Origin of the sequence: Salinimicrobium gaetbulicola (assembly GCF_042676025.1) — a bacterium.
Lineage (GTDB): Bacteria > Bacteroidota > Bacteroidia > Flavobacteriales > Flavobacteriaceae > Salinimicrobium > Salinimicrobium gaetbulicola.
Genome location: NZ_JBHTJP010000032.1, coordinates 423,816 through 450,779, shown reverse-complemented (window position 1 = coordinate 450,779; position 26,964 = coordinate 423,816). Strand labels below are relative to the sequence as shown.

General features: G+C 40.5%; 19 protein-coding genes. 11 read left to right on the top strand and 8 right to left on the bottom strand.

Annotated features, from left to right (window positions below):
* Nucleotides 1–80 precede the first annotated feature (80 nt).
* Nucleotides 81–1,448 (bottom strand): MATE family efflux transporter, encoded by a 1,368-nt coding sequence (locus tag ACFQ1G_RS03445; protein WP_380736876.1) that lies wholly within the window; start codon nucleotides 1,446–1,448, stop codon nucleotides 81–83.
* 246 nt (nucleotides 1,449–1,694) lie between these two features.
* On the opposite strand from ACFQ1G_RS03445, the gene ACFQ1G_RS03440 reads away from it, so the two are divergent.
* The 4 genes from ACFQ1G_RS03440 to ACFQ1G_RS03425 all read left to right on the top strand — a co-directional run bounded on the left by ACFQ1G_RS03440 (nucleotide 1,695) and on the right by ACFQ1G_RS03425 (nucleotide 4,611).
* On the top strand, nucleotides 1,695–1,838 hold the full coding sequence (locus ACFQ1G_RS03440; protein ID WP_380736875.1) for a hypothetical protein: 144 nt from the start codon (nucleotides 1,695–1,697) through the stop codon (nucleotides 1,836–1,838).
* A 153-nt stretch (nucleotides 1,839–1,991) separates the two neighbouring features.
* Complete coding sequence (locus tag ACFQ1G_RS03435) at nucleotides 1,992–2,210, top strand: hypothetical protein (RefSeq protein WP_380736874.1); 219 nt, start codon at nucleotides 1,992–1,994, stop codon at nucleotides 2,208–2,210.
* An 86-nt stretch (nucleotides 2,211–2,296) separates the two neighbouring features.
* Nucleotides 2,297–3,175: an SDR family oxidoreductase gene (locus tag ACFQ1G_RS03430; RefSeq protein WP_380736873.1), complete on the top strand. Its 879-nt coding sequence runs from the start codon at nucleotides 2,297–2,299 to the stop codon at nucleotides 3,173–3,175.
* Entirely contained in the window at nucleotides 3,175–4,611 is a 1,437-nt protein-coding gene (locus tag ACFQ1G_RS03425) for a phytoene desaturase family protein (protein ID WP_380736872.1), read from the top strand. The genes ACFQ1G_RS03430 and ACFQ1G_RS03425 overlap by 1 nt, the downstream gene beginning before the upstream one ends.
* 49 nt (nucleotides 4,612–4,660) lie before the next feature.
* Here the strand turns inward: ACFQ1G_RS03425 and ACFQ1G_RS03420 are convergent, their stop codons facing one another.
* Entirely contained in the window at nucleotides 4,661–6,871 is a 2,211-nt protein-coding gene (locus tag ACFQ1G_RS03420; protein WP_380736871.1) for a M3 family metallopeptidase, read from the bottom strand.
* A gap of 130 nt (nucleotides 6,872–7,001) precedes the next feature.
* Here ACFQ1G_RS03420 and ACFQ1G_RS03415 point away from each other — a divergent pair, with 130 nt between their 5' ends.
* Nucleotides 7,002–7,568 carry a TlpA family protein disulfide reductase gene (locus ACFQ1G_RS03415; RefSeq protein WP_380736870.1) on the top strand — a complete coding sequence of 189 codons (567 nt, stop codon included), beginning with the start codon at nucleotides 7,002–7,004 and terminating at the stop codon, nucleotides 7,566–7,568.
* Here the strand turns inward: ACFQ1G_RS03415 and ACFQ1G_RS03410 are convergent.
* The 3 genes from ACFQ1G_RS03410 to ACFQ1G_RS03400 all read right to left on the bottom strand — a co-directional run bounded on the left by ACFQ1G_RS03410 (nucleotide 7,565) and on the right by ACFQ1G_RS03400 (nucleotide 13,392).
* Nucleotides 7,565–9,097 (bottom strand): GH3 auxin-responsive promoter family protein, encoded by a 1,533-nt coding sequence (locus tag ACFQ1G_RS03410; protein WP_380736869.1) that lies wholly within the window; start codon nucleotides 9,095–9,097, stop codon nucleotides 7,565–7,567. The two genes, ACFQ1G_RS03415 and ACFQ1G_RS03410, sit on opposite strands and share 4 nt — an antisense overlap.
* 118 nt (nucleotides 9,098–9,215) lie before the next feature.
* Nucleotides 9,216–11,594 carry a PAS domain-containing sensor histidine kinase gene (locus ACFQ1G_RS03405; protein ID WP_380736868.1) on the bottom strand — a complete coding sequence of 793 codons (2,379 nt, stop codon included), beginning with the start codon at nucleotides 11,592–11,594 and terminating at the stop codon, nucleotides 9,216–9,218.
* A gap of 448 nt (nucleotides 11,595–12,042) precedes the next feature.
* On the bottom strand, nucleotides 12,043–13,392 hold the full coding sequence (locus tag ACFQ1G_RS03400; RefSeq protein ID WP_380736867.1) for a DEAD/DEAH box helicase: 1,350 nt from the start codon (nucleotides 13,390–13,392) through the stop codon (nucleotides 12,043–12,045).
* 135 nt (nucleotides 13,393–13,527) lie between these two features.
* Between ACFQ1G_RS03400 and ACFQ1G_RS03395 the strand changes: the two genes are divergently transcribed.
* The 6 genes from ACFQ1G_RS03395 (at nucleotide 13,528) to ACFQ1G_RS03370 (ending at nucleotide 22,619) form a co-directional block, all read left to right on the top strand.
* Nucleotides 13,528–14,067, top strand: a complete 540-nt coding sequence (locus ACFQ1G_RS03395; RefSeq protein WP_380736866.1) for an NADPH-dependent FMN reductase — start codon at nucleotides 13,528–13,530, stop codon at nucleotides 14,065–14,067.
* Nucleotides 14,068–15,369: an anthranilate synthase component I family protein gene (locus ACFQ1G_RS03390; protein ID WP_380736865.1), complete on the top strand. Its 1,302-nt coding sequence runs from the start codon at nucleotides 14,068–14,070 to the stop codon at nucleotides 15,367–15,369. It begins immediately after the preceding gene.
* Between the two features lie 75 nt (nucleotides 15,370–15,444).
* Nucleotides 15,445–16,755 (top strand): tRNA lysidine(34) synthetase TilS, encoded by a 1,311-nt coding sequence (gene tilS / locus ACFQ1G_RS03385; protein ID WP_380736864.1) that lies wholly within the window; start codon nucleotides 15,445–15,447, stop codon nucleotides 16,753–16,755.
* Nucleotides 16,752–18,752 (top strand): protein-disulfide reductase DsbD family protein, encoded by a 2,001-nt coding sequence (locus tag ACFQ1G_RS03380; RefSeq protein ID WP_380736863.1) that lies wholly within the window; start codon nucleotides 16,752–16,754, stop codon nucleotides 18,750–18,752. Before tilS ends, ACFQ1G_RS03380 begins: the two co-directional genes overlap by 4 nt.
* Nucleotides 18,753–18,816: 64 nt before the next feature.
* Entirely contained in the window at nucleotides 18,817–20,667 is a 1,851-nt protein-coding gene (locus tag ACFQ1G_RS03375; protein WP_380736862.1) for a CocE/NonD family hydrolase, read from the top strand.
* A gap of 122 nt (nucleotides 20,668–20,789) precedes the next feature.
* Nucleotides 20,790–22,619 carry a DUF885 domain-containing protein gene (locus tag ACFQ1G_RS03370; RefSeq protein WP_380736861.1) on the top strand — a complete coding sequence of 610 codons (1,830 nt, stop codon included), beginning with the start codon at nucleotides 20,790–20,792 and terminating at the stop codon, nucleotides 22,617–22,619.
* A 62-nt stretch (nucleotides 22,620–22,681) separates the two neighbouring features.
* Here ACFQ1G_RS03370 and ACFQ1G_RS03365 read toward each other — a convergent pair whose 3' ends face one another.
* From ACFQ1G_RS03365 to ACFQ1G_RS03355, 3 genes are all read right to left on the bottom strand, one after another.
* A complete protein-coding gene (locus ACFQ1G_RS03365) occupies nucleotides 22,682–24,121 on the bottom strand; it encodes an alpha-amylase (protein ID WP_380736860.1) in 1,440 nt (479 codons plus the stop codon).
* Between the two features lie 61 nt (nucleotides 24,122–24,182).
* Complete coding sequence (locus tag ACFQ1G_RS03360; RefSeq protein ID WP_380736859.1) at nucleotides 24,183–25,331, bottom strand: SusF/SusE family outer membrane protein; 1,149 nt, start codon at nucleotides 25,329–25,331, stop codon at nucleotides 24,183–24,185.
* 13 nt (nucleotides 25,332–25,344) lie between these two features.
* A complete protein-coding gene (locus tag ACFQ1G_RS03355; protein WP_380736858.1) occupies nucleotides 25,345–26,964 on the bottom strand; it encodes a RagB/SusD family nutrient uptake outer membrane protein in 1,620 nt (539 codons plus the stop codon).

Here is a 26,964-nt window from a genome sequence, read left to right as displayed (position 1 = left end):
TTACCTCCACACATAGTACTATAGTCGTACTTTGGTGGTTTTGAAATCATAAGAATGAATTAAGCAAAGAGAATTTGAAGTTAAGCTTTTCTTCGGCGGAAAACTCTCAGTTTCCAATAACCCTGCTTAAAATAAATGAATGCTACGATCGCAGCGACTGCATTTGAAAGAGGGAAGGCCCACCAAATACCTTCGTAACCTATTTCTGTTTTATGAGAAAGTAGGTATGCAAGCGGAAAACGTATTATCCAAAGGTTTAGAATAGATATCAGCATGGAGGCTTTTGTAAAACCTGCTCCATTAAAGACTCCATTTAATACCTGTTGAACTCCCAATAATCCAAAACTTGGAGACATGATCTTAATAAAGAGGGAGGCGTCTTTGATGACCTCGGGATCATTAGGAATAAAAAAGGCTGTTATCGGTTCCGCGAAAAAGAACATTAACAAACCCATTCCGGTCAACCCAAAAAATGCGATCTGACTGCTCAGGTTGGCAACTTTTTCCGCCCTTTTGATCTTGATCGCTCCTACATTTTGTCCTACCAGGGAAGTCGTGGCGATAGCCAGTCCCAAAGCGGGAATTACGATAAAACTTAAGATACGGGCACCGATCCCGTAGGCTGCGACCACCTCACTTCCAAAACCAGTTACCAGGATCACCATCATGGTCATACCTAATGCCCTTGTAGATTGTTCCAGGCTGGAAGGAATACCAAGATTCACGATCTTCTTAATTGTAGAAAGATGGGGGAACATATCCCGCGTTTGGATCTTGATCCCGCTTTGGCCTCTTTTTAAGATCCAGAAACCAATCACGGCTGACAGTGCCTGTGTGATGATACTTGCTATCGCTGCTCCGGCTACACCATATCCCGGAATTCTTCCGTAACCAAAAATAAACAGCGGATCTAAAACCAGGTTTAGGAAAACCGTGAAGAGAACGATGTATACCGGCAGCATTACGTTACCAATACCCCGCATCAAGGACTGGAAAGAAAAGAACATGAATAAGAACACGAATCCCAGGGAAGACACCTTGAAATAACTTACCGATGAAGAAAGTATTTCAGGACCTGCTCCTATAAGTTTCATTAAAGGCTCTGCAGAATAATAACTTACGGCTGAAAGAAGTATGGAAATAAAGAAGATCAGGGACATGGTTTGAGATGAGTTGAAATCAACCATTCTTTGATCATTCGCTCCTTTATATTGAGATACCAGCACGGTGCCTGCAAGGGTGAGTCCGGATCCTAAAGATAATACTAGGAAAAGTACCGGGAAGCTTAAACTAACTGCAGCTACCGCATCGGCTCCCAGTCTTCCTAGCCAAAAAGTGTCAATGAGCTGGTAAGCTGTTTGAAGTATGTTTGCAAGTATAATGGGAACAGCCAGGCTAAAAAGTGAGTTGAAGATCTTTCCCTCGGTGTATTTGTTCTTTTTTTCCATTCCCTGCAAAAATACTATAGTCTGGAAGGAAATGCTCCTAAAAAATATTTAATTCACCCCTTTTCCAACCCCTAAACCTAAAAGTTAATATTTTCTATATAAAATACTGAAAATCATTCTAGTATGGTAGTTCGTCGCCCGATGAAGTATTTGGTCGTTTTTTATTAAATTCTGATTGTCAGTTACTTAAAAAATGATTAAATTAATCCATGATGTGAAAATTCTCACACATTAAAAATTAATTAAATGAGTGCATTAACTAAATTATGGAACAACTATACCCTTGAGTTTTCCACAGCACAAAAGGTAATTGTGGCTATTGTACTGGGAGCGATCGTGATCATCGCTTTTACTGCCATTGTGTTGGTGATTTTGGAATTCACGAAGTAAATTATTCCATAAAGATCTTTTAGAGGTGGCGCCAAATCTTGGTGTCCACCCTTTTATGGCCTTTTCTATTCCTTATTCCAGGGCTTTCCCGATTTTTTTATATCTTTATATGGAAACCAACTCAATGCTAACTGTTTAGCTAATTTTTGAATTATGGATGCTATTAAAATCTATGGTCTAATCAAACCTTATTTGGATAAGCTGGACCACCTAGAAAAAGAATCCTTATCCAACCTTATCACCCGTAAACCCACCAAAGTTATTTCCTGTAATCACCGCAAGGTGGTTTCAATTACCAAAGCCAAGGAAAAATTAAAGAAATTTTGTCGTCGCGAAATGGAACGCGAAAGAATGGAGAAACAACTCTCCTGATCTTCCCGCCAAGTTTGCTTTAAACTTTTGTTAATCACCTGGAATAGCATTTGGGAAACCTTTTTTTGCTGTAATTTCAATGAGTTATGATTAATGAAAGAAACAAAAATATCCTGCTGGCGGGAGCTTCCGGAGCATTAGGACTGGAAATTCTAAAGCTTTTAGAAGGCGGTCCTTTTAATGTTCGGGCTTTGATCCTTTCTAAGAAGGAAGAGGAGGAAGTCAAACCATTTACTCATGATATCTGGAAAGTGGATGCCGCAAAGGAATTTTATGATATTCAGAATATAACGGAAGGAATAGATGTAGTGATTTCCGCAATGGGAAAAAGCGTAAGCCTTTTTACCGATCGGGGAAATAGCTTCTATGAGGATGACTTCGAAGCGAATCAAAATCTCATTACAGATTCTCAGAATAATAAGGTTAGCCGTTTTGTCTATGTCTCCATCAAAGGAGCTTCTTTGAATCATGATTTTGAGATCCCAAGGGTTCATAAAAAGGTAGAAGAGATATTGAAGGGCTCGGACCTCGATTTTACGATTATCAGGCCTGTAGGTTTTTTTTCCGGGCTTCATGACCTCGCGATCATGGCTAAACGTAAAATGATTCCTCTTGTGGGAGATGGTAATGCAAAAACGAACAGTATTCATCAAAGAGATCTCGCAAAATTGATCCTCGAAAATTTATTTGAAGGACCCGAACTTTTGGAAGTGGGTGGCCCTAAAATCCACACCCGGCTTGAAATGGCTAAGATGATCTCTGAAAAAATAGGAGGGAAGATCATTAAAGTACCTGAAAAGATAGCTGAATGGGGAATGTTTATTCCTGAACTGTTGGATAAGGATACTGCTGAAATACTCAAGTATTTTAAGTTTATTACGACTCATGATATGATCGGGGATAAATACGGTACCGAAACTTTTCGGGAATATCTGGACACTCTCGATCTAAAATCCCTGCCTTGATGCCAAATAAATATGATGCCATAATTATTGGGAGTGGTAGTAACGGACTTGCTGCCGCCATTAATCTTCAAAAAAAAGGCTTGTCGACAGCTGTTTTTGAACAAGCTTCTACACCCGGTGGTGCCACACGTACCCAGGAATTAACTCTACCGGGGTTTAAGCATGATGTAGGTTCGGCAATTTTACCGTTGGGCCTGGCATCTCCATTTTTTAGGAACCTTCCGTTGAAAGATCACGGATTAGAATGGATCCACCCTGAGGTAGCTTATGCGCATCCCTTTGAAGACGGAACATCTTACGCGTGTTACAAAGATCTTTTCAAAACAGTTGAGCAGCTCGGAGAGGATAGAGAGGCTTATTTAAAGTTATTTGGTTCCCTGGTAAAAGACTGGGAAAAGATAGATGAAGATCTGATGGCCCCCCTGAGATTTCCGAAATATCCAATAGCATTCATGAAATTCGGATTAAAGGCTTTACCATCGGCCCGCTTACTTTCGAATTATTTCTTCAAAAATGACAGAACCAAAGCTTTTTTCTATGGTTCGGCTGCCCATTCAACCTTGCCTTTAAATAATATTGCCTCTGCCTCCTTCGGCCTGGTTTTAAGCGCGAGTGCTCATAAGTACAACTGGCCCTTCCCGAAAGGAGGAGCCGGAAATTTCATAAAATCCTTGCTGGATTATTACCAATCTCTTGGCGGAGAGCTTTTTTTGAACTCTATGGTGAACGACATTCGTGACCTTCCAAATGCCTATGCTTTCTTATTTGACCTTACTCCCAGACAGATCCTGAATATTAAGGGATTAAATTTCTCCGATTTATACAGGAAAAGGTTGAAAGCCTATAAATATGGTGCGGGAGTTTTTAAAATAGATTGGGCCTTGAGTGAACCAATTCCCTTTAAGAGTGAAAAATGTCGAACAGCGGGAACCATCCATTTGGGATTTACTCCGGGGGAGATTGAAAATTCCGAAAGGAGAATTCACAGAGGCAGTGTATCGAAAACACCTTACGTGCTGGTGGCTCAACATTCACCTTTTGATCCCACCCGTGCCCCTGAAGGGAAACACACTGCCTGGGCTTATATACACGTGCCTAATGGGAGTGTTGAAGATCATTCGGCATTGATCGAAGATCAAATTGAGCGAGCTGCCCCTGGATTTAAGGATACTATTTTAGCACGGTCAAAAATGAATACCCACGATCTTGAACGCTTCAATCCTAATTTAGTTGGAGGGGATATCAACGGCGGAAAACAGGATATTACCCAGATGTTTACCCGGCCGATTATTTCCACATCACCTTATTCCACGCCCGATCCCAGAGTTTATATTTGTTCTTCCTCAACCCCGCCGGGTGGAGGAGTGCATGGGATGAGCGGATTTCATGCTTCGGAAAAGGTTATGAAAGATCATTTTAAAGATCTGAAGAAATAAAAAAGCCGGACTTTTCAGGTCCGGCTTTCTAAGATTATCATTGATAATATTATAGTGCATTTTCTGATGGCACCGGAAATCCACGATCTCTCATGAGAGCGTCAATTTTAGCATCTCTTCCTCTGAAGAGTCTGTATGCTTCAGCTGGATCCATCGCGTTTCTCGGTGCGAACAGGTATTTTACCAGTTTTTGAGCCACATCCTTATCATAGAATCCTCCCGGAGCCTCACGGAAAGCTTCCGCAGCATCAGAGGTCAAGACATCAGCCCACAAATAACCGTAATAACCGGTCGCATATCCTTCCCCTGAGAATACGTGCCCGAAATGTGGAGTTCTGTGTCGCATCACGATCTCTTCGGGCATATTAAGCTCGTTCAATGTCTCTTTTTCGAAGGTGTCCATATCGATCTTTTCAGGATCTGTAGTATGCAACTTCATATCCATTAGAGCAGAAGCGAGAAATTCTGTCGTGGCAAAGCCCTGGTTGAAGGTAGAGGCCTTTTTGATCTTCGCTACAAGTTCCTGTGGAATTGGTTCTCCGGTTTCATGATGCACCAGGAATTGGTTGATCACCTTGTCTGTAGAAAGCCATCTTTCCAGCAACTGCGATTGGAATTCGGTATAATCTCTCACGCCGCTGTTTAGAACCGGGTATTTTACTTCGGAAGCAAAGAAATGCAATGCGTGCCCGAATTCATGGAAGAAAGTGGTAGCATCGTCCCATGAGATCAAAGTAGGTTCTCCCGGAGCAGGCTTAATGAAATTGGAATTATTGGAAGCCAGTACGGTTTCTTCTTTTCCGTCCATTACAGCGTGGCTGCGGTACATAGTTGCCCATGCGCCCGAACGTTTTCCTTTGCGGGCATAAGGATCAAGATACCAAAGACCAATATGTTTCCCGGAATCCTTGTCGGTAACTTCCCAAACTTTCACATCTGGATGGAAAACAGGAACAGTTCCTTCGGCAACCGGTGTGAATTCATAATTGAAAACTTCTTCAGCTGTGAAAAATAAGGCCTGTGTGAGTTTATCTAATTGAAGGTATTGTTTCACTTCATCTGATTCCAGGTCATATTTTTCCTGTCTTACTTTTTCAGCGTAATAACGGTAATCCCATGGCTCAATGTCAATGTCTTTACCTTCTGCCCGGGCAAGCTGTTGCATATCGGAAACCTCTTCCTCTACGCGAGCCAGAGCGGCAGGCCAAACGGCTTCCATAAGTTCCATGGCTCGTTCAGGCGTTTTGGCCATTCGGTTTTGAAGTCTCCATTGCGCATAATTGTCATACCCAAGAAGTTCTACCCTTTCATCTCTTAACTTGAGGATCTGCTTGATGATTTCTTTGTTGTCAAATTCATCATTATTGTCACCGCGGGAATAATAGTTGTTCCATACTTTTTCGCGAATTTCCCTTTCATCTGAATAGGTGAGGAAAGGATCCATAGAAGAACGGGTGTTCAAAACGGCATATTTTCCTTCCTCTCCACGATCGGCAGCAGCTTTTGCCGCAGCGGTGATATATGAATCAGGAAGCCCGCTTAGCTGGTCTTTGGTAAGAAAGACCACGTAATTTTCTTCTTCCGCAAGTACATTGTTTGAGAACTTTGTGTAAAGTTGAGATAGCTCTTTATTGATCTCAGCGTATCTTTTTTTATCTTCTTCGTTCAGGTCGGCACCGTCTATTGCGAAATCTTCATAGATCAATTGAACCGCTCTTTGCTTATCGGCAGCCATTGGATTTTTTAGGGAAGCCTCATAGACCGCTTTGATCCTTTCAAAAAGTTTCTTGTTCTGTGATATTTTTGAAGAATACTCTGAGATCTTTGGAGCCATTTCCTGCTGTATTTCCCTGAATTCAGGAGAAGACATATTACTGCTCCAAATCCCATAATAGGAGAATGCACGGTCAAGAGGTTTTCCAGCGCGTTGCATTGCTAAAATGGTGTTTTCAAAATTGGGAGCTTCAGGATCATTGGCAATTTTTTCGATCTCCTTAAGATGGAGCTCCATACCTTTTTCCAAGGCCGGTTGTAGCTTTGAAAGGTCCATTTCGTCAAAAGCAGGTACTCCGCCATACGGGCCTGTCCATTCCTGTAAAAGATCATTCTTCATATCTGCCATTTGAGCATGTTTTTCTACTGTTGGTGCATTTTCTACAACCGGTGCGGTAGCCTCTGTTCCCGAACCGCAGCTCGCAAGGACTATTGCTGACAATAAACCTAAACCGGTTCTTGTGGGGGTAAATATTCGTTGTTTCATTGAAATAAAATTTTGCCTGAAGATACTAATAAATTGAAAAAACAGGAAGTGTTATTATACCTATCAGACTTAAGAGTAGTCTCCAAAACTCATTCAATTATATTACTTTTGAATACCTTAATTTCTTGAAATGAACTTTTTAAAAAAGAACTGGTCCAATATACTTTTTATCATTTTCATAATTCTATTGATCGTGCCACAAACCCGTAAACCGATCCAGATAGGTTTGAACCGGCTTATAGCCTTTAGTCCTTCGGAAATTTCCGAAGAAAAAAGAGAAGAACTGGATAATTACAACTGGAGGCTTAAAGGGATGGATGGTGAGGTGTACCACTTCAATGAAACCCAGGGACAGGTTGCTGTTGTTAATCTTTGGGCCACTTGGTGCCCTCCCTGTATCGCTGAAATGCCTTCTTTTCAGAAATTGTACGATGATTATAATGGTAAAGTGAATTTCTACTTTGTCTCTTCGGAAGAAACAGAGGCTCTTACTGCTTTCCTTCAGAAAAAAGGATATACATTACCCATTTTTCAACCTATGAGCATGTCGCCCGAAATATTGCAATCTTATAGTCTTCCTACCACTTATGTGATCTCTAAAACCGGGGAGATCGTGGTTAATAAAACCGGGGCGGCAAACTGGAATGATGATAATTTTAGAGAGCTTTTAGACCGTCTTTTGAAAGAAGAACTTTAGATCTCTGCCTGAAGATTTTTTTCCAGGTCGAGAAGTTCTTCAACAAATTCTCTGCTGTTCGAAAGACGCGGAATTTTGTGCTGTCCTCCTAATTTATTCTTTTTCTTGAGCCAACGATAAAAAGTTCCTTCCGGCATTTCCCGTACCACCGGAGTGTCAATGGCGATACTGTCTTTTCTCTTTGCCACGTAATCATCGTTCAACTCTCCAAGAATTCTGTCCAGTACATTGGTGAACTCCTGCATGTCCTGAGGTGATTTCACAAATTCTACCAACCATTCATGATACCCTTTCTTTTCTTTTCCGTAGAAATAAGGCGCTGCGGTAAAATCACGAAGTACCGCACCGGTTTGAGAACACGCCACAGATAGGGCTTTTTCAGCATGGTCTACAAACAGGTCTTCTCCAAATACATTGATACAATGTTTGGTTCTTCCGGTAATAATGAAGCGGTATGGTGCCGTATCTGTAAATTTAATAGTGTCTCCAATTTTGTAGCGCCATAGTCCGGAATTGGTAGAAATGACCATGGAGTAATTTTTATCTTTTTCAACTTCCCATAATGGCACGACGGTAGGTTCTTCCAGATGAAATTCTCTTTCGGGAATGAACTCATAAAAAATTCCGTAATTAAGCATTAATAGGAGGGAAGGGTCATCTTTTTGATCCTGCAATCCGAAGAATCCTTCAGTAGCATTGAAGATCTCAAGATACCTTAAACTGTTGTCACGATCCAGATCTTTAAAAAGTGGTTTGTATGGAGCAAACGAAACAGAACCATGAAAGAAGACTTCCAGATTAGGCCAAATATCCTGAATATGTTCGATCTTCTGTTCTTTTACGATATGTTGAAGCAACAGCAGCATCCACATAGGGGAACCGGCTAAACTGGTTACGTTCTGCTGAATTGTGATCTCAGAGATCTTTTTGATCTTCTCTTCCCAGTTGTTCATCATGGTTACTTCCAACCCAGGAGTTCTTCCGAATTGTGCCCAAAAAGGCAAATTCTTCATTACAATGGCAGAAATATTTGCTGTATAGAACTCGCTGCTACTTGAAAAGTTGTTTTCCTGGCTTCCGCCAATAGAAAGGTTCTTTCCCGAGAACAGAGCTGCATCGGGATAATTATTGATATAAAGCGCCAGCATGTCTCTACCGCCCTGGTAATGGCAGTTTTCAAGACTTTCTGTGGAAACTGGAATCACTTTGCTTTTAGAACCGGTAGTTCCTGATGATTTTGCAAACCATTTTATAGCGGAAGGCCACAGCATATTTTGCTGGCCTTTCAAAATCTTATCTATATAGGGGAGTAGATCTTCGTAGTTATTCAAAGGAACTTGCTCCCTGAATTGGCGATAATTATTTATCGCACCAAATTTGTGGTCACGGCCGTATACGGTATCTCTGGCAGTATCCAGAAGGTTCCGTAAGACCTTTTCCTGAGTATCTTTTGGATTGTTTACTGAAAGTTTTAAATCATCAATCCGGCTTTTCATGACCAGATTTCCTATGGAATCAATTATCCCCATACAGTACTGTGTGGATTTTTGGATTTTTTGGTTCAAAAAACAGGAAAGTTCAGGGCGATATCTATCCTGTAAGTTCTTGCCGAAGATACATAATAATCGCTTTTAAAAATAAGAAATTCTATTTTCCTCTGTGAGGCTTGTAGACAGGGAATGTTAGTATAAAGGTTGTTCCCACGTTAGGTTCACTTTCAACTTCAATCGAGGCATTGTGCTCCTGAATTATGTTCTTTACAGAACTTAACCCTACTCCCATACCGCCTATTTTATTAGTGTAGAAAGATTCAAAAAGCCGTTTGATCTGGTCTTTTTCCATTCCGCAGCCATTATCGGTGATATAAAGCTTATAATGATTTTCGTCACTCTGTTCTATCCTCAAGGTCAATACTCCTTCATTAGGGGTCATGGCCTCACTGGCGTTCACAATGATATTGAGTAGGGCGATCTTTAATTTTTCCTTATCAGCATTAATATAGTAATGACCCTTATAATACTTTTCAACTTTAATTCCGGTTAAATAAATACGGTCCTTGGCCTGGGTCAGGGCTTTATTAAGGGTGGTGGCAATGCAACACTTATTAAGTACCGGAGGGGAATAATTCGAGGTTGTAAGAAGATCGGTAACCAAACCGTTTAAAGTGGAAGTACTCCGTTTAATGATATTGATATAGGTTCCCAGATCTTTTTTCTCTGATTCCTCCAGTTTTTTGTTCACTATATCTGCAGACATTCCTATACTAGCCAAAGGATTTCTTAATTCATGTGCTAGTGTTCTTGCAATTTCCCCTTTGATCGATAGTTTTTCGGCTTCCATCAAATCTTGCTGGGTCTTTTTGTGCTGCTGAATATTGCGCATTAAAATTATGTATTCATACGGATTTCCTTTTTTGTTGCGCATAAATACCTTGGCCCGGGCATTGTAATAATTCCAGTTGCCTTCAGCACCTTTCAGCCTAAATTCAATTTCGTAAACATCCTTATCTGAAGCCTGTAATAATTTAGTGTGGAACTCCAATGCTTTTTCACGATCCTGAGGATGAAGCATAGGAATGATATCCAAAAGAGGCATTCCTATGATCTTTTCTTTAGTGAGTTGAGGATTAGAAGCGAAATCCCGATTCATGAACCGAACCTTTTCCTGGTAAAGATTAAAGATGAGGATAATATCTGGTGAAGTATTAATGAGCTGTTTCTTGAACCTCATGGTATCCTTAAGGTTTCTTGCCCTTCTTTTCTTCTGAGTGATGTTTTCAAGACTGTTCACCAACATCCCTTTTTGTCGGGTAGTGGAGATCTTAAACCAGTTGTCTCTGCCGTTTCGGTTAAAACAAACTTCAAAATCCTTTGATTCCCCCGAGATCATGGTTTGTTTAAAGATCTCAAATGCTCCGGTTCTGGTTGCCTGCGGATTGAATTTCAAAAAACTTTTTCCCACAAGATCGACCCTACCGTAATATCTTTTAACTTTCTTATTGACCCTAACATATGTAAAATCAATTATATCTCTATTCTCTCCAAATACAGGTTTAAGAAGGAAGATCCCCTGAGTTACCGTATCAAAAACCATTTGAAGAAGGTCACTCTTCTCTTTTAGTTCTTTTGTACGCTTTCTTACCTGGTTCTCCAGGTTTTCATTGGCTTTTCTTAGGTTTTCTTCAGCTTCCTTTCTATCGGTAATATCAGAACAGAGAATAGCCACTCTTCGGCTCTTACTGCTTCCAATGGGAAAGGCATATATATCAAACCAGGTTTCAAGATCTTCGGCATATTTTTCAAATCTTACTGGTTCACCTGTAAATACAATATCTCCATACGTTTGAAACCATTTTTCTCCATGATCCTGAGAAAGTTCTTTCATTGTTTTCCCTAACGTATGGTTAAGATGTACATGTTTCTCAAAAGTGGGGTTTATTTCAACCAGTAAATAATCCAGCGCCTTTTTATTCAGGTCAAATATTACTTCAATTACGCTGTAACCACTATCCAGGGAATTTATAAGAACACGATAACGATTCAGGCTTTCCTGAAGTGATTTTTCTGTTTCGAGATTAGAAGAAGTATTCTTTCTGAAGGTATGTTTATAAGGATCACTAGCTTTGACGAGGCTTAACACATATTTCTCCTCTGAATCTTTGAACCCGGTATACAGGCGATTTTTAAATATGAATTTTTTCCAGGTACCAAAGGGAGATTTAATACGCACAGTCGTCTCTCTTTCCTCACCAACTTCCAGATCCTCACAATTATTGAGAAAATGTAGGAATAAAGGATAATCTTCAGGGTGAATTATGGAGTCGTAGTGGCACAGGCTTAGGTCCTCGTTTTCAAAACACTTTTGAAAGTATCTGATACCTTTATAATTTAAGGCCTTTAATTCCAGATCATTTAAACTTGTTATAAGCAAAAGGAATTCCTGCCCTTCAGAAATATTGTTGCTTCCAAAAAGATTGTGAGAAACCCCTAGTAGTTTTTCGTCTAGAATATAGTTGCCTTTTTTCATAATGTTCCGCAACAATTAATTGAATCAGAGCGTAAAGTTCAGTGATTCAGATAAATAATATAACTGGGGGCATATTAAGTTAAAATTAATATAAAAAATTCATTTTACAAACATCTCATTATCAGAAATTTGCAAAATAAATAAAAATACATCGCGAAGCCTTGAATTTACTGAGGTTCCAAGGATGAAAAAAAATTAATTTTGAAATACTGGTAAAATCCCCTGAAATCCAACCAGATATCAAAATTTCAGTAATTAAAAAATCGAACACACTGGTATAAGCATTGTAAACACTAAGCCTGGTGCTTAGTTAATATAACGAGAAACATCTTTGAAAAATTAAGATTTTAAGGAAATGTGTTTAACACCTTATTTAGTGTGTAAAATGTTAATCTTAAATGACTTATATGTGTAAAAGTCGAGGTTTAGGGCGATAGTAGGAAGAAACCTATTTCTTTTTGCGGCGATTGTAATTTTTATCACCTCGGGTCTTAGGCTTTTTATATTTCTTTTTGATTTCGCGTCGGTATGACCCTCCAAGATTTACCTTTTTATTTTTCTCACTTTTTTCATGAAAAGCTGGTCCAGGGGCATCCTCATCTGTAAATTTATGAGGGTTGTAGATCTCAAGAACCTTAGGTTCTTCTTCAGGGATTAATTTAGTTGAGATCTCCACCTCTTCGGGAAGGGGTAACTCCTCTATTTTCATATCCATTAAAGATTCGATCTTTTTAAGGTCTTCTTCTTCCTGAGGAGTGGTAAATAAAAGTGCCTGGCCTTCCTTTTCCGCACGCCCGGTACGCCCTATTCGGTGCATATAGTTTTCAGGGTAGGCGGGAGTATCAAAGTTGATCACATGACTCACTTGTTCAATATCAAGACCTCTGGCCATAACGTCTGTAGCCACCAGTATACGGCAGAAGCCATCTCCAAACTGCCTAATGCTTCTTAACCTGTAATTTTGAGTTTTATTGGAATGGATGACGGTACATTCTTCAGGGAAGGCGCTGTCCAGGTTTTCAAAAAGCCTGTCAGCGTAACGCTTGTTTCCGGCAAAGATCAATACTTTATAAAAACGATCTTTATCCTTCAGTAATTCATTTAACAGATTAACTTTCGTGTAGAAATTCGGCGCTTTATACAGAATCTGGTGAATATTTTCAAGCGGTGTTCCGCTGGCAGCAACAGAAACCGTCTCCGGATTTCTGAAATTCTCAAGAATAAGTTTCTCCACATCCTGAGTCATGGTTGCTGAAAACATGATATTTTGAGTATTCTTCGGAAGAAGTTCCAGAATGTTATTCAATTGAAACCTGAAACCAAGATCAAGCATTACATCCACCTCATCGATTACCAGCTTTTGAATGGATTTTAATTGCAGATCCCGGTTAATAGCAAGATCATATAATCTTCCCGGGGTTGCTACAAGGATATCCTGACCCTGAGCAACCAGTTGCTTTTGAGTATTGATATTGGTGCCACCATAAATACCAAGGATTCTGGTGTTGATATATTTGGTGATTTTTTCAAGTTCTTCAGTTACCTGAACTACTAGTTCCCGCGTAGGAACCATGATCAATACCCGTGGATTCTTTTGGTCTGAAAATTTCAACATTTTCAAAACCGGAAGGAGGTATGCAAGGGTTTTACCGGTTCCGGTTTGAGCGATTCCTACCATATCTCTTCCCGAAAGAATTACAGAAGAAGACTGCTCCTGTATGGGAGTCGGGGTAGTAATGCCCAGATCTTCCAGCGCATTTAAAAGAGGTGTATTTAAGTTAAGATCCTGAAAAGTCACAATGTAAAAATTTAGTCTGCAAAGGTAAGCTTAATTAGTTATAATCAAGGCACCTAAACCGGTTGGGTTTTTAGGCACTTCCGAAGGGCTTTAAACTTCGGGGTTATTTTGTAATTTTGAACAAAGAAAATTTCTATGTATAAGATCCTTGCCTTTGCCGGTTCAAACAGTCCTACTTCTATCAATCATCAATTGGTCCTTAACGTTTCAAAAAGAATTTCAGAGCATGAGTTGGAGGTTTTAAAGCTGAGCAATGTTGAATTTCCTATGTTCAGTATTGTGACCGAAAAAAAGGGAACTCCAGGAACCGTGAAATGGTTGTATGATCATATACAGGAAGTACCGGCATTGATCATTTCAGTAAATGAGAACAATAGAAATGTTTCTGCTTTCTTTAAGAACATTTTGGATTGGTTATCAAGGATAGATCGTAAGTTTCTGGAGGGCAAAAAGATCTTATTGATGAGTACCTCACCAGGAAGGAATGGGGGAGCAGTAGCCCTGGAATACGCTAAAATGATCCTTACAAGGTTTGGAGGAGAGGTAGTGGAGAGCTTCAGTCTGCCTTCCTTCAAGGAAAATTTTGACGTGGAATCGGGAAAGATCGTAAATGAAGTGTTTGAAATGGGGGTGACAGAGGTAGTTACCTCATTTACACAACAAATCAAGGAATAGGTGCGGATTAGTAAAACGATTAAAATCGATAATGTTCCAGCTTTTAAATCGGCATTATTGAGGTGGGCAGGGCAATTTTCTGAAGTAGTTTGGCTGGACAGCAATGATTATCATCTACAACATTCACAATTTGATGCAGTTTTGGCGGTAGATGCCTTTACAGCTATCGAAACAGAAGCATCAGAAGCATTTGAGCGGCTTCAGGAATATCAAATTTCTACGGCAGATTGGATCTTTGGGTATCTGGCTTATGATCTTAAAAATGATGTGGAAAAGCTTTCCTCCAAAAATTTTGACGGATTAAATTTTCCCGACCTGTATTTTTTTCAGCCAAAGAAATTATTCCTAATCAAAGGAGATGAAGTAGAGATAAAATACCTTCGCCTGGTTGACGACGAAGTGGAAGAGGACTTTGAAGAGATCAGAGGTTTAATTTCTTCGGAAGGTTCTTCGGAAGGCAATCCCGGAAATTCATTAAAGCTTCATCCAAGAATTTCAGAAAAGGAATATCTGCGGAAAGTCCAGGAAATGCTGGATCATATTCAGCGGGGAGATATTTACGAGGCTAATTTTTGTCAGGAGTTTTATTCCGAAGAAGCAGAGATCGACCCTTTGGAGACGTACAAGAAATTAAATGCCATTTCAAACCCGCCATTTGCCACTTACATTAGGCTATATGACAAATATTTATTGTCTGCTTCCCCTGAAAGATACTTGCAAAAAACAGGAGGTACAGTAATTTCTCAACCCATAAAGGGTACCGCTAGAAGGTCATCAAATGAAAATGAAGACAGGAAGCTTGCGATGCAACTGGAACAAGATCCTAAGGAAAGATCTGAAAATGTTATGATCGTGGACCTGGTTAGAAATGACCTTTCAAAAACGGCAGAAAAAGGATCTGTTGAGGTAGAGGAGTTGTGCAAAGTATATACTTTTCAGCAAGTGCATCAAATGATCTCTACCGTGAAAGCTCAGGTAAACGAAAGCATTCCATCGGTTGAGATCTTAAAAAGCACTTTTCCAATGGGTAGTATGACCGGTGCCCCAAAAGTATCAGCCATGAAGATCATTGAAGAATTGGAGGAAACAAAAAGAGGCGTATACAGTGGAGCAGTAGGATATTTTACTCCTACGGGTGATTTTGATTTCAATGTGGTAATTCGAAGCATACTTTATAATGCGACCCACAAATATGTTTCATTCAGCGTTGGGGGAGCGATTACTTCAAAGTCAATTCCTGAGAATGAATACAAGGAATGTCTAATAAAAGCCAAAGCTATGCTGGAAGTGCTTGGCTCTTAAGGACGTTTAAGACCATATTTTAATCAAACTCTAAAAGGAGGTGCGGGAATCGCTTTTTTGGTATCTTTGATTTCTATGTTACTACCATTCCAAAATCACCTGAAAAATAAATTCCCCAAGGTTTCTCATTCCAGGATCCTTATTGCCATTAGCGGGGGAGTGGACAGCGTGGTTTTGGCCCATCTCTGCGCGAAACTGAATTTAAATATTAGCCTGGCTCATTGTAATTTCAACCTCCGCGGAAAGGAAAGTGATGATGACGAAACCTTCGTAATGGAACTGGCAGACAGCCTGGAAGCAGAGGTCTTTATTGAGAGCTTTGAGACCGAAATTTATGCCAGGAATCAGAAGATCTCCATTCAAATGGCCGCCAGGGAACTTCGCTACAAATGGTTTGAAGAGCTCAAGGAAACCCTTAATTTCGACTTCATCTTTACGGCACATCATGCCAATGATAATCTGGAAACCGTACTTATTAATTTTGTGCGGGGTACAGGACTTGAAGGCTTAACTGGAATTCCTGAGCGTAACGGAGCCATTCTGAGGCCACTTTTGGCGTTTTCACGGGAAGAAATCGAGGAATATGCCCGAAATTCCCATCTTAAATGGCGTGAAGACAGCAGTAACAGTTCCGTCAAATACCTTCGGAATAAGATTAGACATGAGATCATTCCGAAGTTAGAAGAACTAAATCCGAAGATATTGGAAACCTTTGAGGTTACCCGGAATAACCTTACTGAAAGTGCTGTTCTGGTCGATGACTATATTTCGGCATTATTTCCAAGGATCGCCAAAGAGGAAGAGTTTGGTTACAGCTTCAGGATAAAATTGTTAAAGACCATTCCGCATTTAAAAGCAGTCTTATACGAACTCTTTAAAACTTTTGGCTTTACAGAATGGAATGATGTTTATGATCTTTTGGACGCTCAACCCGGCAAGATCGTGTATTCCAAAACCCATCGCCTTATTAAAGACAGGGAAAATTTGCTGTTGACCACACTAGCCGATACTGAGGAACGCGAATTCGAGATCCTGGCTGGTGAGGAAGTGGTGATGCTCCCGATGGGTACTTTTCAATTTGAAGAAGTAGAAGAGGTTTCGGAAACAAATGAGAACATCATTTATCTGGATCTTAATAAACTGCAATTTCCGCTTACCGTTAGAAAATGGGAGCAGGGAGATTATTTTATTCCTTTTGGAATGAAAGGAAAAAAGAAACTTAGCAAATTTTTTAAAGATGAGAAGTTATCTTTGCCTCAAAAAGAGAACTGCTGGTTGCTTTGTTCCCGCGGCGAGATCGTCTGGGTCATTGGGCATAGAGCAGATGCTCGGTTTGGGGTAGATGAAGATACTTCGACCATTTTAAAATTAACCTACACAGCATGAGATTTTTATTGATATTTTTTCTTTTTATAAGTTTTACATTAACGGGAAATGCCCAGATCTTTGATCAGCAGGAATCAGAGATAATTAACCCTGTAGACTGGAAAGCTTCGGTAGAACAGGAAAATGATTCCATTTATAAGTTGATTTTTAAAGCCGACCTGGAACCGGGCTGGCACTTATATTCACAGGAAGAAGTTGAAGCCGGTGGTCCACTACCTACCGAATTCAGTTTTAATGCTGAAGAAGAAAATTACGAACTGTTAGGAGAAACCGAAGAACCCGACGGAACAGCACTTTTTGACCCTGTGTTTGAAATGGATATCAAATACTTTGAGGATGAGGTTAGCTTCGTTCAGCGTATCAAAGTAGACGCGGCCAAGCTACCTAATGTAAAGGCTGAAGTTTTCTTTATGGTTTGCGATGAGGAGCAATGTCTGGCACCTGAGACGGTTCCTTTTACGATCTCCCTGGACTCCGGAAAAGCTGTTGAAAGTAGCAGTGATATCACCGTTTCTGAAGATGATCGTGCCAAGACCGAAGCCCTGAATATCGATATTAAGGGAGTCAACGGGTTAACCATTGAAGAAGAGCAAGAAACAGGTTATTTATCCATATTTTTTCTAGGATTTATCGGTGGATTGATCGCCTTATTGACCCCGTGTGTTTTTCCTATGATCCCTTTGACCGTTTCGTTCTTCACTAAAGGTGCGGGAACTAAAAGAAGAGGTCTGGTAAATGCCATTATGTATGGGGTTTTCATCTTTTTGATCTACCTCCTTTTAAGTCTGCCGTTCCACTTATTAGATTCGGTAAACCCTGAGATCCTCAACAATATTTCGACCAACGTTACCCTGAATGTGATATTCTTTATCATTTTCATCTTCTTTGCCTTTTCATTTTTCGGGTATTATGAGATCACACTACCCAGCTCCTGGAGTAATAAAATGGATGATAAAGCATCGAGTTTTGGAGGGGTGATAGGGGTGTTCTTTATGGCACTCACTCTGGCATTGGTTTCATTCTCGTGTACCGGACCTATTTTAGGATCCTTATTGGGTAGTTCTTTAACTACAGATGGAGGTGCCATGCAATTATCCTTTGGAATGGGAGGTTTTGGGCTGGCTTTAGCACTGCCGTTCGCGCTTTTTGCACTCTTCCCAAACTGGTTGAATTCTCTTCCTAAGAGTGGGGGATGGCTTAATTCGGTTAAGGTGATCCTGGGATTCATTGAACTGGCACTGGCGTTCAAATTCCTTTCTAACGCAGATCTGGTTCAGCACTGGGGCATCTTGAAAAGGGAAATTTTCATTGGTATCTGGGTAATTGTGGGAATTGGTCTTCTTTTATATCTCTTCGGAATTATCCGTTTTCCACATGATGGACCAAAGAAAAAACTAAGCAAACTAAGGCTCGCTTTAGGCTTCATAACCCTGGCTTTCGTAGCCTATTTGATTCCGGGTCTTTCAAATACCACCTATGCCAACCTGAAGCTTTTGAGCGGATTTCCACCACCATTATTCTACAGTATCTACGAAAAGGAAACTGAAGGTCCTTTGGGACTCAAAGCATATAAAGATTTTGATGAGGGTGTGGCCGCTGCTGAAGAAGCGAACAAGCCAATTCTTCTGGACTTTACCGGTTGGGCCTGCGTGAACTGCCGTAAAATGGAAGAACAGGTTTGGAGCGACCCCGCGGTATATGATGTCATGAAAGATGAGTTCATCTTGATCTCTTTATATGTGGATGATCGTAAGGAGCTTCCGGAAGATCAAAAATTCAATTATGTAAAGCCTAATGGCGGGGTTAAACAAATAAAGACTATTGGTGATAAATGGGCTACTTTTCAAACCCTTAACTTCCGAAATAACTCCCAGCCATACTACGTGATCATGGACAGCGAAATGAATCTATTGAACAAGCCTGCCGGGTATACGCCAGATGCAGATGAGTTTTTGGAATGGCTTACTTCCGGCGTGAAACAATTCAGGGAAGAGTAACAGAAGCTACAATAGTTTAAAAAGGGAATTTCTATATTTAGGGCCTTTAACCAAAACCTAAATGATGAAGTTTGTCAAAAACCCTTTTTTGATCCTGTTTTTCTTATTCCTTTCAATCCCGGCAATTGCCCAGGTAGAACAGGAATTTGAGGTATCTGAGAATTACACCAAAATAGAGGTGGATATTCCCATGCGTGATGGGATAAAACTCCACACGACGATCTATTCTCCAAAGGACACATCTAAAGAATATCCAATTTTGATGTCCAGAACTCCTTACAGCTCCAGGCCTTATGGGGAAGGGCAGTTCAGGTCAAAGATAGGTCCTAATGAATACCTCATGAAGGAAGGAAACATCATAGTTTACCAGGATGTGAGAGGACGATGGATGAGTGAAGGCGTTTATGACAACATGCGGGCATATATTCCGAAGAAAAAAAAGAAACAAATTGATGAGGCCAGCGACACTTACGATACCGTGGAATGGCTGATCAAGAATGTGAAAAACCATAACGGAAAAGTGGGTATCTGGGGAATTTCCTATCCCGGTTTTTATTCCACTTATTCCTTATTAGATTCTCATCCTGCTGTAAAAGCGGTTTCGCCGCAAGCTTCTATCGCCGATTTCTTTTTTGATGACTTTCATCACAACGGCGCTTATTTGCTAAGTTACTGGAGAGCGACCGCCGTATTTGGATATGAAAAATCCACACCAACAGATACCACCTGGTACTCGTTCCCAGATCTTGGTACTCAGGATCAATATCAGTTCTTTTTGGATGCCGGGCCTTTGAGCAACCTGGACAAGTATTATAAAGAAGATAATGTCTTTTGGCAGCAACTTAAAGAGCACCCTAATTATGACGAATTCTGGCAAAAACGTGGTATTCTGCAGCATTTAGATAAAGTGAAGCCTGCCGTTATGATCGTGGGAGGCCTTTTTGATGCCGAAGACCTTTATGGTCCATTCAATATCTACGAGACCATTGAAGAAACCAGTGACAACTTCAACATTTTGGTGATGGGGCCGTGGAGCCATGGTGACTGGGCACGTACAAAAGAAAGACAGGCCATAGGAAATGTTTACTTTGGGGATCATATTTCGAGAGATTACCAAAAAGAAGTAGAAACCAGATTCTTTAATCACTTTTTGAAAGGCTCTGGAAACAAATCGGTTGATTTGCCTGAAGCCTATATGTTTGACACGGGAGCAAAGGAATGGAAAGAATACAGCGCCTGGCCTCCTGAAAATGTAAAAAAACGGTCTATGTTCCTGGGAGAGGATGAGGAGCTGAAAGAAACTGCTTCAGAAGGAGCCGGGGAATTCATAAGTGACCCTAGGAAACCGGTGCCTTATTCTGAAGATATCAAGATGGTCTTCACTCCAAGAAAGTACATGACCGACGATCAACGTTTTGCAGCTCGAAGACCCGATGTTTTAGTTTATGAAACTGAAGTCTTGAAGGAAGATCTTACCCTGGCAGGAGAAGTCCTTGCTAAACTGAAGGTGGCCACAACGGGAACTGCAGCTGATTGGGTAGTGAAGTTGATCGATGTGTATCCACCTGATGCTGAAGATTTCCCGGAAACCCAGGATCATCTTAAAATGAGCAATTATCACATGATGGTGAGAAGTGAAGTGATGAGAGGCCGTTTTAGAAACAGTTTTTCCAAGCCCGAGCCTTTTGAACCTAATGAAAAGACTGCAGTGAACTTCCAGTTGCAGGATGTGCACCACACCTTCAAAAAGGGACATAAGCTTCAAATTCAGGTTCAAAGCACGTGGTTTCCGCTCATTGACCTTAATCCCCAGACCTACGTTGACAATATTTTCGAGGCAAAGGAAGAAGATTTCACAAAGCAGACTCATACTGTGTACCACGATTCAGAAATAATCTTTACCGTACTGGAGTAGCTTCGGGAAGACCCAAATAAAAATCCACCTGCTGGGAATTAGGTTTTTATTAAAAATTTAATTCTCCCGATTAGTGTGTTTTTTCTTAATTTTCAGAGTTAACGATTTAAAGAATTAAAACCATGATATTCAGAAAACCCATTTTATACCTACTTTTTTCAAGCCTACTTCTGGTAACAGGTTGCAAAAAAGAGAAGGATAGTAATATTTCTTCGGAAGAAATGCAGGCGGAAGTATCCAGGTTCAATGATTTCCTGGACAGAGAATTCGAGAAAGATCTTGATGAATCTCCTATGCTTCAAACCCAATTGGGAATCAAGCAGGATTATGGTTCCTGGGATAATTTTTCACACCTCAAATATGCCGAGGATCTCAAAAAAGCGAAATCCAGACTAGCCTTCCTGAATGATTCCATCAATGAGAATGCCTTAGATGAGGATGCGGCTCTAAGTTACCGGTTGTATAAACAAAAACTGAAGGAAGAAATAGAAGATTATGATTTCAGATTCTATAATTATCCTGTGAATCAAATGCACGGGATCCACGCTGAATTGCCTGCGTTCTTAATAAATATGCACAAGATCGATTCCAGGGCAGATGCCGAAGCTTACATCTCCAGATTGAATAAAATTCCGAAGGTGTTGAAAGACGTTGAGAAAGGGCTTGAGCTCAGGGAAATGAATCAGATCATGCCGCCTAGCTTCGTTTTTGCACATACTATAGAAGCTTCCAAAAATCTGATTTCAGGCAAGCCTTTTGAGAAATCAACAGAACCCAGTACGCTGTTAGAAGATTTTACGGAAAAGGTTGAAAAGCTGAACCTTCCAAAAGAGGAAAAATCTGAGTTGATTCTGGAAGCGCAAAAGGCTCTCGTTAATTCGGTACAACCGGCTTACGAGGAGCTAATTACCATTCTTGAAGACCAGGCGCAGCGTGCCACCCAGGAACACGGGGTATGGAAATTTCCTAAGGGAGAACAATTTTACAATACCGCTCTAAAGCGTACTACCACCACAGATCTTTCCGCAGATGAGATCCATGAGATCGGTTTGAAGGAGGTAGCCAGGATCCACAAGGAGATGGAAGAGATCAAGGAAAAGGTTGGATTTGACGGCAGTCTTCAGGATTTCTTTAAGTTCATGAGGGAAGACGAACAATTCTATTACGAAGGTACTCCAGAGGGCAGGGAGAAGTACCTTGCTGAGGCCAAGGCATATATTAATACTATGAAAGGCCGATTAGACGAGCTTTTCCTGACCAAACCTAAAGCTGACCTAGTTGTAAAGGCAGTAGAACCCTTTAGAGAAAAGAGTGCCGGAAAAGCGTTTTATCAGCAGCCAGCTCTTGACGGTTCCCGTCCTGGTACTTATTATGCCAATTTATACGATATGGAAGCAATGCCAACCTATCAAATGGAGGCGTTGGCATACCATGAAGGCATTCCGGGCCACCACATGCAGATCGCTATTGCACAGGAATTGGATAGTCTGCCTATGTTCAGAAAATTAGGGCATTATACAGCCTATACTGAAGGCTGGGGTTTGTACAGTGAATTAGTTCCGAAAGAGATCGGGTTTTATAAAGATCCTTATTCAGATTTCGGAAGATTAGCTATGGAATTATGGAGATCGATCAGGCTCGTTGTTGATACCGGGATTCACTCTAAAAAATGGACCCGTGAAGAAGCTATTGAATACTATAAGGCCAACTCTCCGAACGCGGAAAGTGACGCTATAAAAATGGTAGAACGACATATCGTAATGCCGGGTCAGGCGACCGCCTATAAGATTGGGATGAATAAGATTTTGGAATTAAGGGAACATGCCAAAGAGCAATTAGGAGATGATTTTGACATTCGAGAGTTTCACGATGTCGTTCTCACGCAGGGCGCGATTCCTTTGAATGTGCTGGAAGATTTTGTGAGCGAGTGGATCGAGGAGAAAAGATCCTAAATAGGAAAATGAAAAAAGGCTGATCATTGATCAGCCTTTTAATTGATAAATAGTGTAGGGTACTATTCACCGTCCTCCATAATGGAGTAAACCGCATAACCATTTGCAGGTCCTTCCAACATTACTGATCCGGTTTCATCGGTCTTTGCAATATAGTTAGTGTTTTCACTGTAATCCATAACAAAATTTGAATTCCAGTTTGATTCAACAGATCTTCTTTTTGCGTTTATACCGGTATTAATATACAGTATCAACCCAGGGTTAGTCGCATTTCCACTTCTTTTCATAACATACTCATCATTGTCCACATAAAGTACTTCTACCTCTCCTGTGGCGATGGTATTATGAATTAGCATCAACTTATTTAATTTTTCCTTGAACTCTTCATTTTCATAATCAGAATAGAAGATCGTAGGGTATCCCGGGTGTGTTAAAATGAAGGAATAAGCTTTCATTTTATTATCGTAGGAAATGTAGTTATCTTCATTACTATCCTTTTCCGTATCATGATTTGCTGTGAAGGTCACGGCTTTATCAGGATGGGTTTTCCATAACATTTCATCATTGAAGATGGTGAGATCGTCGTGACGGTCAAAAGCCTCATCTAACTTGTAGAAAGTAGCAAAATCAAAAGCTCCAGATCCGGTTTCTTCAACCCAGGCTTCTAAGTTAGGACTATAGCCATCCCAGTTTTCACCTACTGAGAAACCTCCAACCTCATCTAACCATTCTTTGATAACCCAAGGTTCAAATCCTTTAACATAATCAAACCTCCAGCCATCAAAGCCCATCACGTTCATGTAATATTTAGCTACTGAATTCTCATTTTTCCATAACCAGTTTTGAACGTATTCCTGATGATGGTCCAGGTTAGTTTCTGGGTAGAACAAACTGTTGTCATACCAGTTACTGGTGCTGTTAGGATAGAAGTTTTCATAGTCTCTGTTGAACATACCTGAGGCGTTTCCATGATCCTCGTCAAACAAGGTGTAAGTATTTTCTCCTCGGTAGGGATTGTATTCTTCACCACCTCCGGAGTTGTGATTGATCACAATATCTGCGATCACTTCAACACCATGTTGATGTGACACATCGATAAGGTTTTCCAATTCTTCACGGGAGCCAAAACGGGTTTCGGTAGTTCCGTGTTGGTATAGATCTCCAAAATCAAAATAATCTGAAACATCATACCCCATTGAATATCCTCCAGATTGGCCTTTTGTAGCAACAGGAAGCCACATACGGTTGATCCCGGCGTCGGCCCAGCCTTCAACTTTTTCAGAAAGGATATCCCACCATTCGTGACGGGGTTCTACGTCCCAGTAAAAAGCCTGCATCATTACTCCTGCGCCGTTATCAAAATCATTTAGATCTAGGGCTGTAGGCTGCGGAGTTTCAATTTTAGGTTCCGGTTCAGGTGTAGGAGATTCATCATCTTTAGAGCAGGACCCCAAAATAAGGAGTACAGCCAATAAAGGAAAAAAAATCGTTCTCTTGATCATAATATAATTATTAAAATGAAAAAAGGCTGCCGGTTAAGCAGCCTTTTTTATTAAGTGATTTTTATTCCTGTACTTGAGGAATAAATACATATCGTCCGGTAAGGTCATTAAACCATACATTGTAAATACCTGCAGTTACTGGGATATTTGGTCCGCCAGAAGTAGCTTCTCCTGAAAGCGGAGTATCAGCTCCCCAGTTGATATCCCATCCATTTTCAGCTCTGAACTTAGCTTCACCATCTGTCAATTCGACTTCACTAATGTACCAGATGTGAGAATCATTTGATAATTGGGTCATATCCTGATCGGCATCCCATGCGTCTGGTGTTGAATCACCAATAAGACCAATGGTGGTATAAGTTGCTGCGCTACTTGCATCATAAGGCTCAAAAGTATAAGTAAGGTCATTTAAATTAACCAGAAGGCTGTAGTAACCTGCATCAGCTACGTCTATAGTAGAAGGATCTGGATCTGCTTCAGTAGGTCTGGCTATTAAGGTTCCTTCAGCATCTGGATTAACACCATACATTGGTGCCCAAGATCCTAATGTTGTGATGAACTTGAATGATCCAGCCTTGAAATAACCTGTATAGTAGAAAATGTTTTCATCTGCAGCATCTCTGAATAAAGGCGTGTTATTATTGTTTGGATTCCAAACATCAAGGCTAGCATCTCCAACCATGTATAACTGAAGTTTTGCGGGTTCAGCTCCTTCAGTTTCCGGTAAAACAACCATAAGCCCTAAAACTTCTGAAATCTCTTCTACGTTACTTGGAGCGGTATCTCCAACATATGCACGAACTTTGAAGTAAAGCATGCCTGTATTTGGTGCATCTTCGGTCTCAGGATCGTTGTCTAAACCTGCTTCTTTAGCAAGTTCTAACATACTTTTTACGGTTACTGCATAATTCGTTTCAGCGATATCGCTGGCTAAAATTGTCATGTTCTCATCAAAGGTTTCTGTAGTAGAAGCCTGTAATTCATAACGTACCGTGGTCTGTACATCAAAATCAACTTCGTTCCAAACAAATCTTTCAGCGATATTATCGCCGTTAGACGCTGAAAGACTGTATTGAGGAGCAGGAGCGTTTAAAAACATTACTCCTTCCGGGCTTTGTTTTGCTACGAATGTGAAATCGTCATCTTCTGAGCATGAACTCAAACTTAATATTGCGACGATTGCGAGTAAAAATATTGATAGTTTTTTCATTTTAAATATAATTTTAGTAACCTGTATTTTGAGTTAAGTTTGGATTAATAGAGATTATGTTGCTTGGTAACGGAAACAAACTTCTAAAGCTTTCCACTGCAGTACCATTTTTTGCCCCACCTTTAAATGGCCATAGATAGTTTGCGGTTGTGAATTCATTGAATCTTATCAGGTCAGTCCTTCTTTGACCTTCCCAGTACAATTCTCTGGATCTTTCATCTTTTACGAAGTCTATAGTCAAGTCTGCGCTGGTGATATTCTCTGATGTGTTTCCAAAAGCTCTTTCTCTCAACTCATTAATGTAACTAACAGCTGTTTGTTTATCTCCACCTAAACCTAGAGCAGCTACTTCAGCATAGTTAAGGTAAATTTCAGCTAACCTGATTATAGGCAGGTCAGTATCTGTAAATGTTCCTCCTTCATCACTTCCGGCATTCCCATTGGAATCCACATTTTTGAACTTGGTGACCGCATATCCATCTGTAAAGGTGTTTGCTATGGTGTTGATCTCAAGGCTCTGTCCATCAGTAAAGAATAAAGCACGTCCGTCTGACCATGCAACAGGATTTCCATCTGCGTCACTTTCGGTAACGGCATAATCAAATTTGTTAACTAAAGCTTTGGTCGTTCTTAGACCACCCCAGCCTCCATTCACTCCGAACTCAGCAGGGTCCATGTCTCCTCCTACGGCTGCATGAATTAGGAAAGTAGTTCCTCCATATGTACGCGCTTGGTTTCCATCAAAGTTGATAGAGAAGATAAACTCATTTTGGGCTCCGTTTTTGTCATTGTCTGCCAGAAACAATTCATCATATGCCGAACCATTTCCATTGGCATCATTGGTATTGATAGAATAGGAGGAATTGATGACCTTGTTAGAAAACTCAACAGATTTTGCATACATCTCGGTACCGGTCCAAACTTCGGCATTCAGGTATAATTTTGAAAGTAAAGCCCAGGCAGCAACACGATCGACCCGACCATATTCATTAGCACCGCTTTCCTTTAACTTATCCTGGATATCAATCAGTTCTTTTTCTACAAAATCAAAGAGCTCCTGGCGAGAGGCTTGTTCAGGCAAAGAAGTGGATACCTTATCTTCAAGAGGAACATTCCCGTAAAGATCGATAAGATTATAATAAGCAAAGGCTCTTAAAAAACGGGCTTCAGCAATAAAATACTGAGCTTCTTCACCTTGTAAATTAATCGCCTTTTCAATAAATGAATTGGTGAAGGAAACTTCCTGAGCTAAACGATAATACATTCCAACAGTAAAGTCATTACCGGCACCCCAATCCATAGCGTGAAGATTAGGTAGACCCGGGTCACCCCAACCAACAACCGCATGATCTGTAGTAAGCTCATTTAGACTGAATAACATCCTGGTATATTGAGAAGTTCCCTCATCAATTCCTGAAATGTCCGGATCACCTGCAGGTCCTTCCTGGCCGGTTAAAGATAAGCTGGCGTATAATTTAGCCAGACCACTTTTAGCCTCCTCAGTGTCTGCAAAAACATTCGCTTCGGTTGAACTATCAGGATCTATTGGAAATTGATCTAAATCACTGTGACAGGCTGTTATTGCCAATACAGGTAAGATATAGACTAACTTTTTAAGATTTTTTATATTCAT

Coding starts and splice junctions, on each gene's coding strand:
- ACFQ1G_RS03445 (WP_380736876.1), bottom strand. CDS start 1,448: ATGGAAAAAAAGAACAAATACACCGAGGGAAAGATCTTCAACTCACTT.
- ACFQ1G_RS03440 (WP_380736875.1), top strand. CDS start 1,695: ATGAGTGCATTAACTAAATTATGGAACAACTATACCCTTGAGTTTTCC.
- ACFQ1G_RS03435 (WP_380736874.1), top strand. CDS start 1,992: ATGGATGCTATTAAAATCTATGGTCTAATCAAACCTTATTTGGATAAG.
- ACFQ1G_RS03430 (WP_380736873.1), top strand. CDS start 2,297: ATGATTAATGAAAGAAACAAAAATATCCTGCTGGCGGGAGCTTCCGGA.
- ACFQ1G_RS03425 (WP_380736872.1), top strand. CDS start 3,175: ATGCCAAATAAATATGATGCCATAATTATTGGGAGTGGTAGTAACGGA.
- ACFQ1G_RS03420 (WP_380736871.1), bottom strand. CDS start 6,871: ATGAAACAACGAATATTTACCCCCACAAGAACCGGTTTAGGTTTATTG.
- ACFQ1G_RS03415 (WP_380736870.1), top strand. CDS start 7,002: ATGAACTTTTTAAAAAAGAACTGGTCCAATATACTTTTTATCATTTTC.
- ACFQ1G_RS03410 (WP_380736869.1), bottom strand. CDS start 9,097: ATGGGGATAATTGATTCCATAGGAAATCTGGTCATGAAAAGCCGGATT.
- ACFQ1G_RS03405 (WP_380736868.1), bottom strand. CDS start 11,594: ATGAAAAAAGGCAACTATATTCTAGACGAAAAACTACTAGGGGTTTCT.
- ACFQ1G_RS03395 (WP_380736866.1), top strand. CDS start 13,528: ATGTATAAGATCCTTGCCTTTGCCGGTTCAAACAGTCCTACTTCTATC.
- tilS (WP_380736864.1), top strand. CDS start 15,445: ATGTTACTACCATTCCAAAATCACCTGAAAAATAAATTCCCCAAGGTT.
- ACFQ1G_RS03380 (WP_380736863.1), top strand. CDS start 16,752: ATGAGATTTTTATTGATATTTTTTCTTTTTATAAGTTTTACATTAACG.
- ACFQ1G_RS03375 (WP_380736862.1), top strand. CDS start 18,817: ATGAAGTTTGTCAAAAACCCTTTTTTGATCCTGTTTTTCTTATTCCTT.
- ACFQ1G_RS03370 (WP_380736861.1), top strand. CDS start 20,790: ATGATATTCAGAAAACCCATTTTATACCTACTTTTTTCAAGCCTACTT.
- ACFQ1G_RS03365 (WP_380736860.1), bottom strand. CDS start 24,121: ATGATCAAGAGAACGATTTTTTTTCCTTTATTGGCTGTACTCCTTATT.
- ACFQ1G_RS03360 (WP_380736859.1), bottom strand. CDS start 25,331: ATGAAAAAACTATCAATATTTTTACTCGCAATCGTCGCAATATTAAGT.
- ACFQ1G_RS03355 (WP_380736858.1), bottom strand. CDS start 26,964: ATGAATATAAAAAATCTTAAAAAGTTAGTCTATATCTTACCTGTATTG.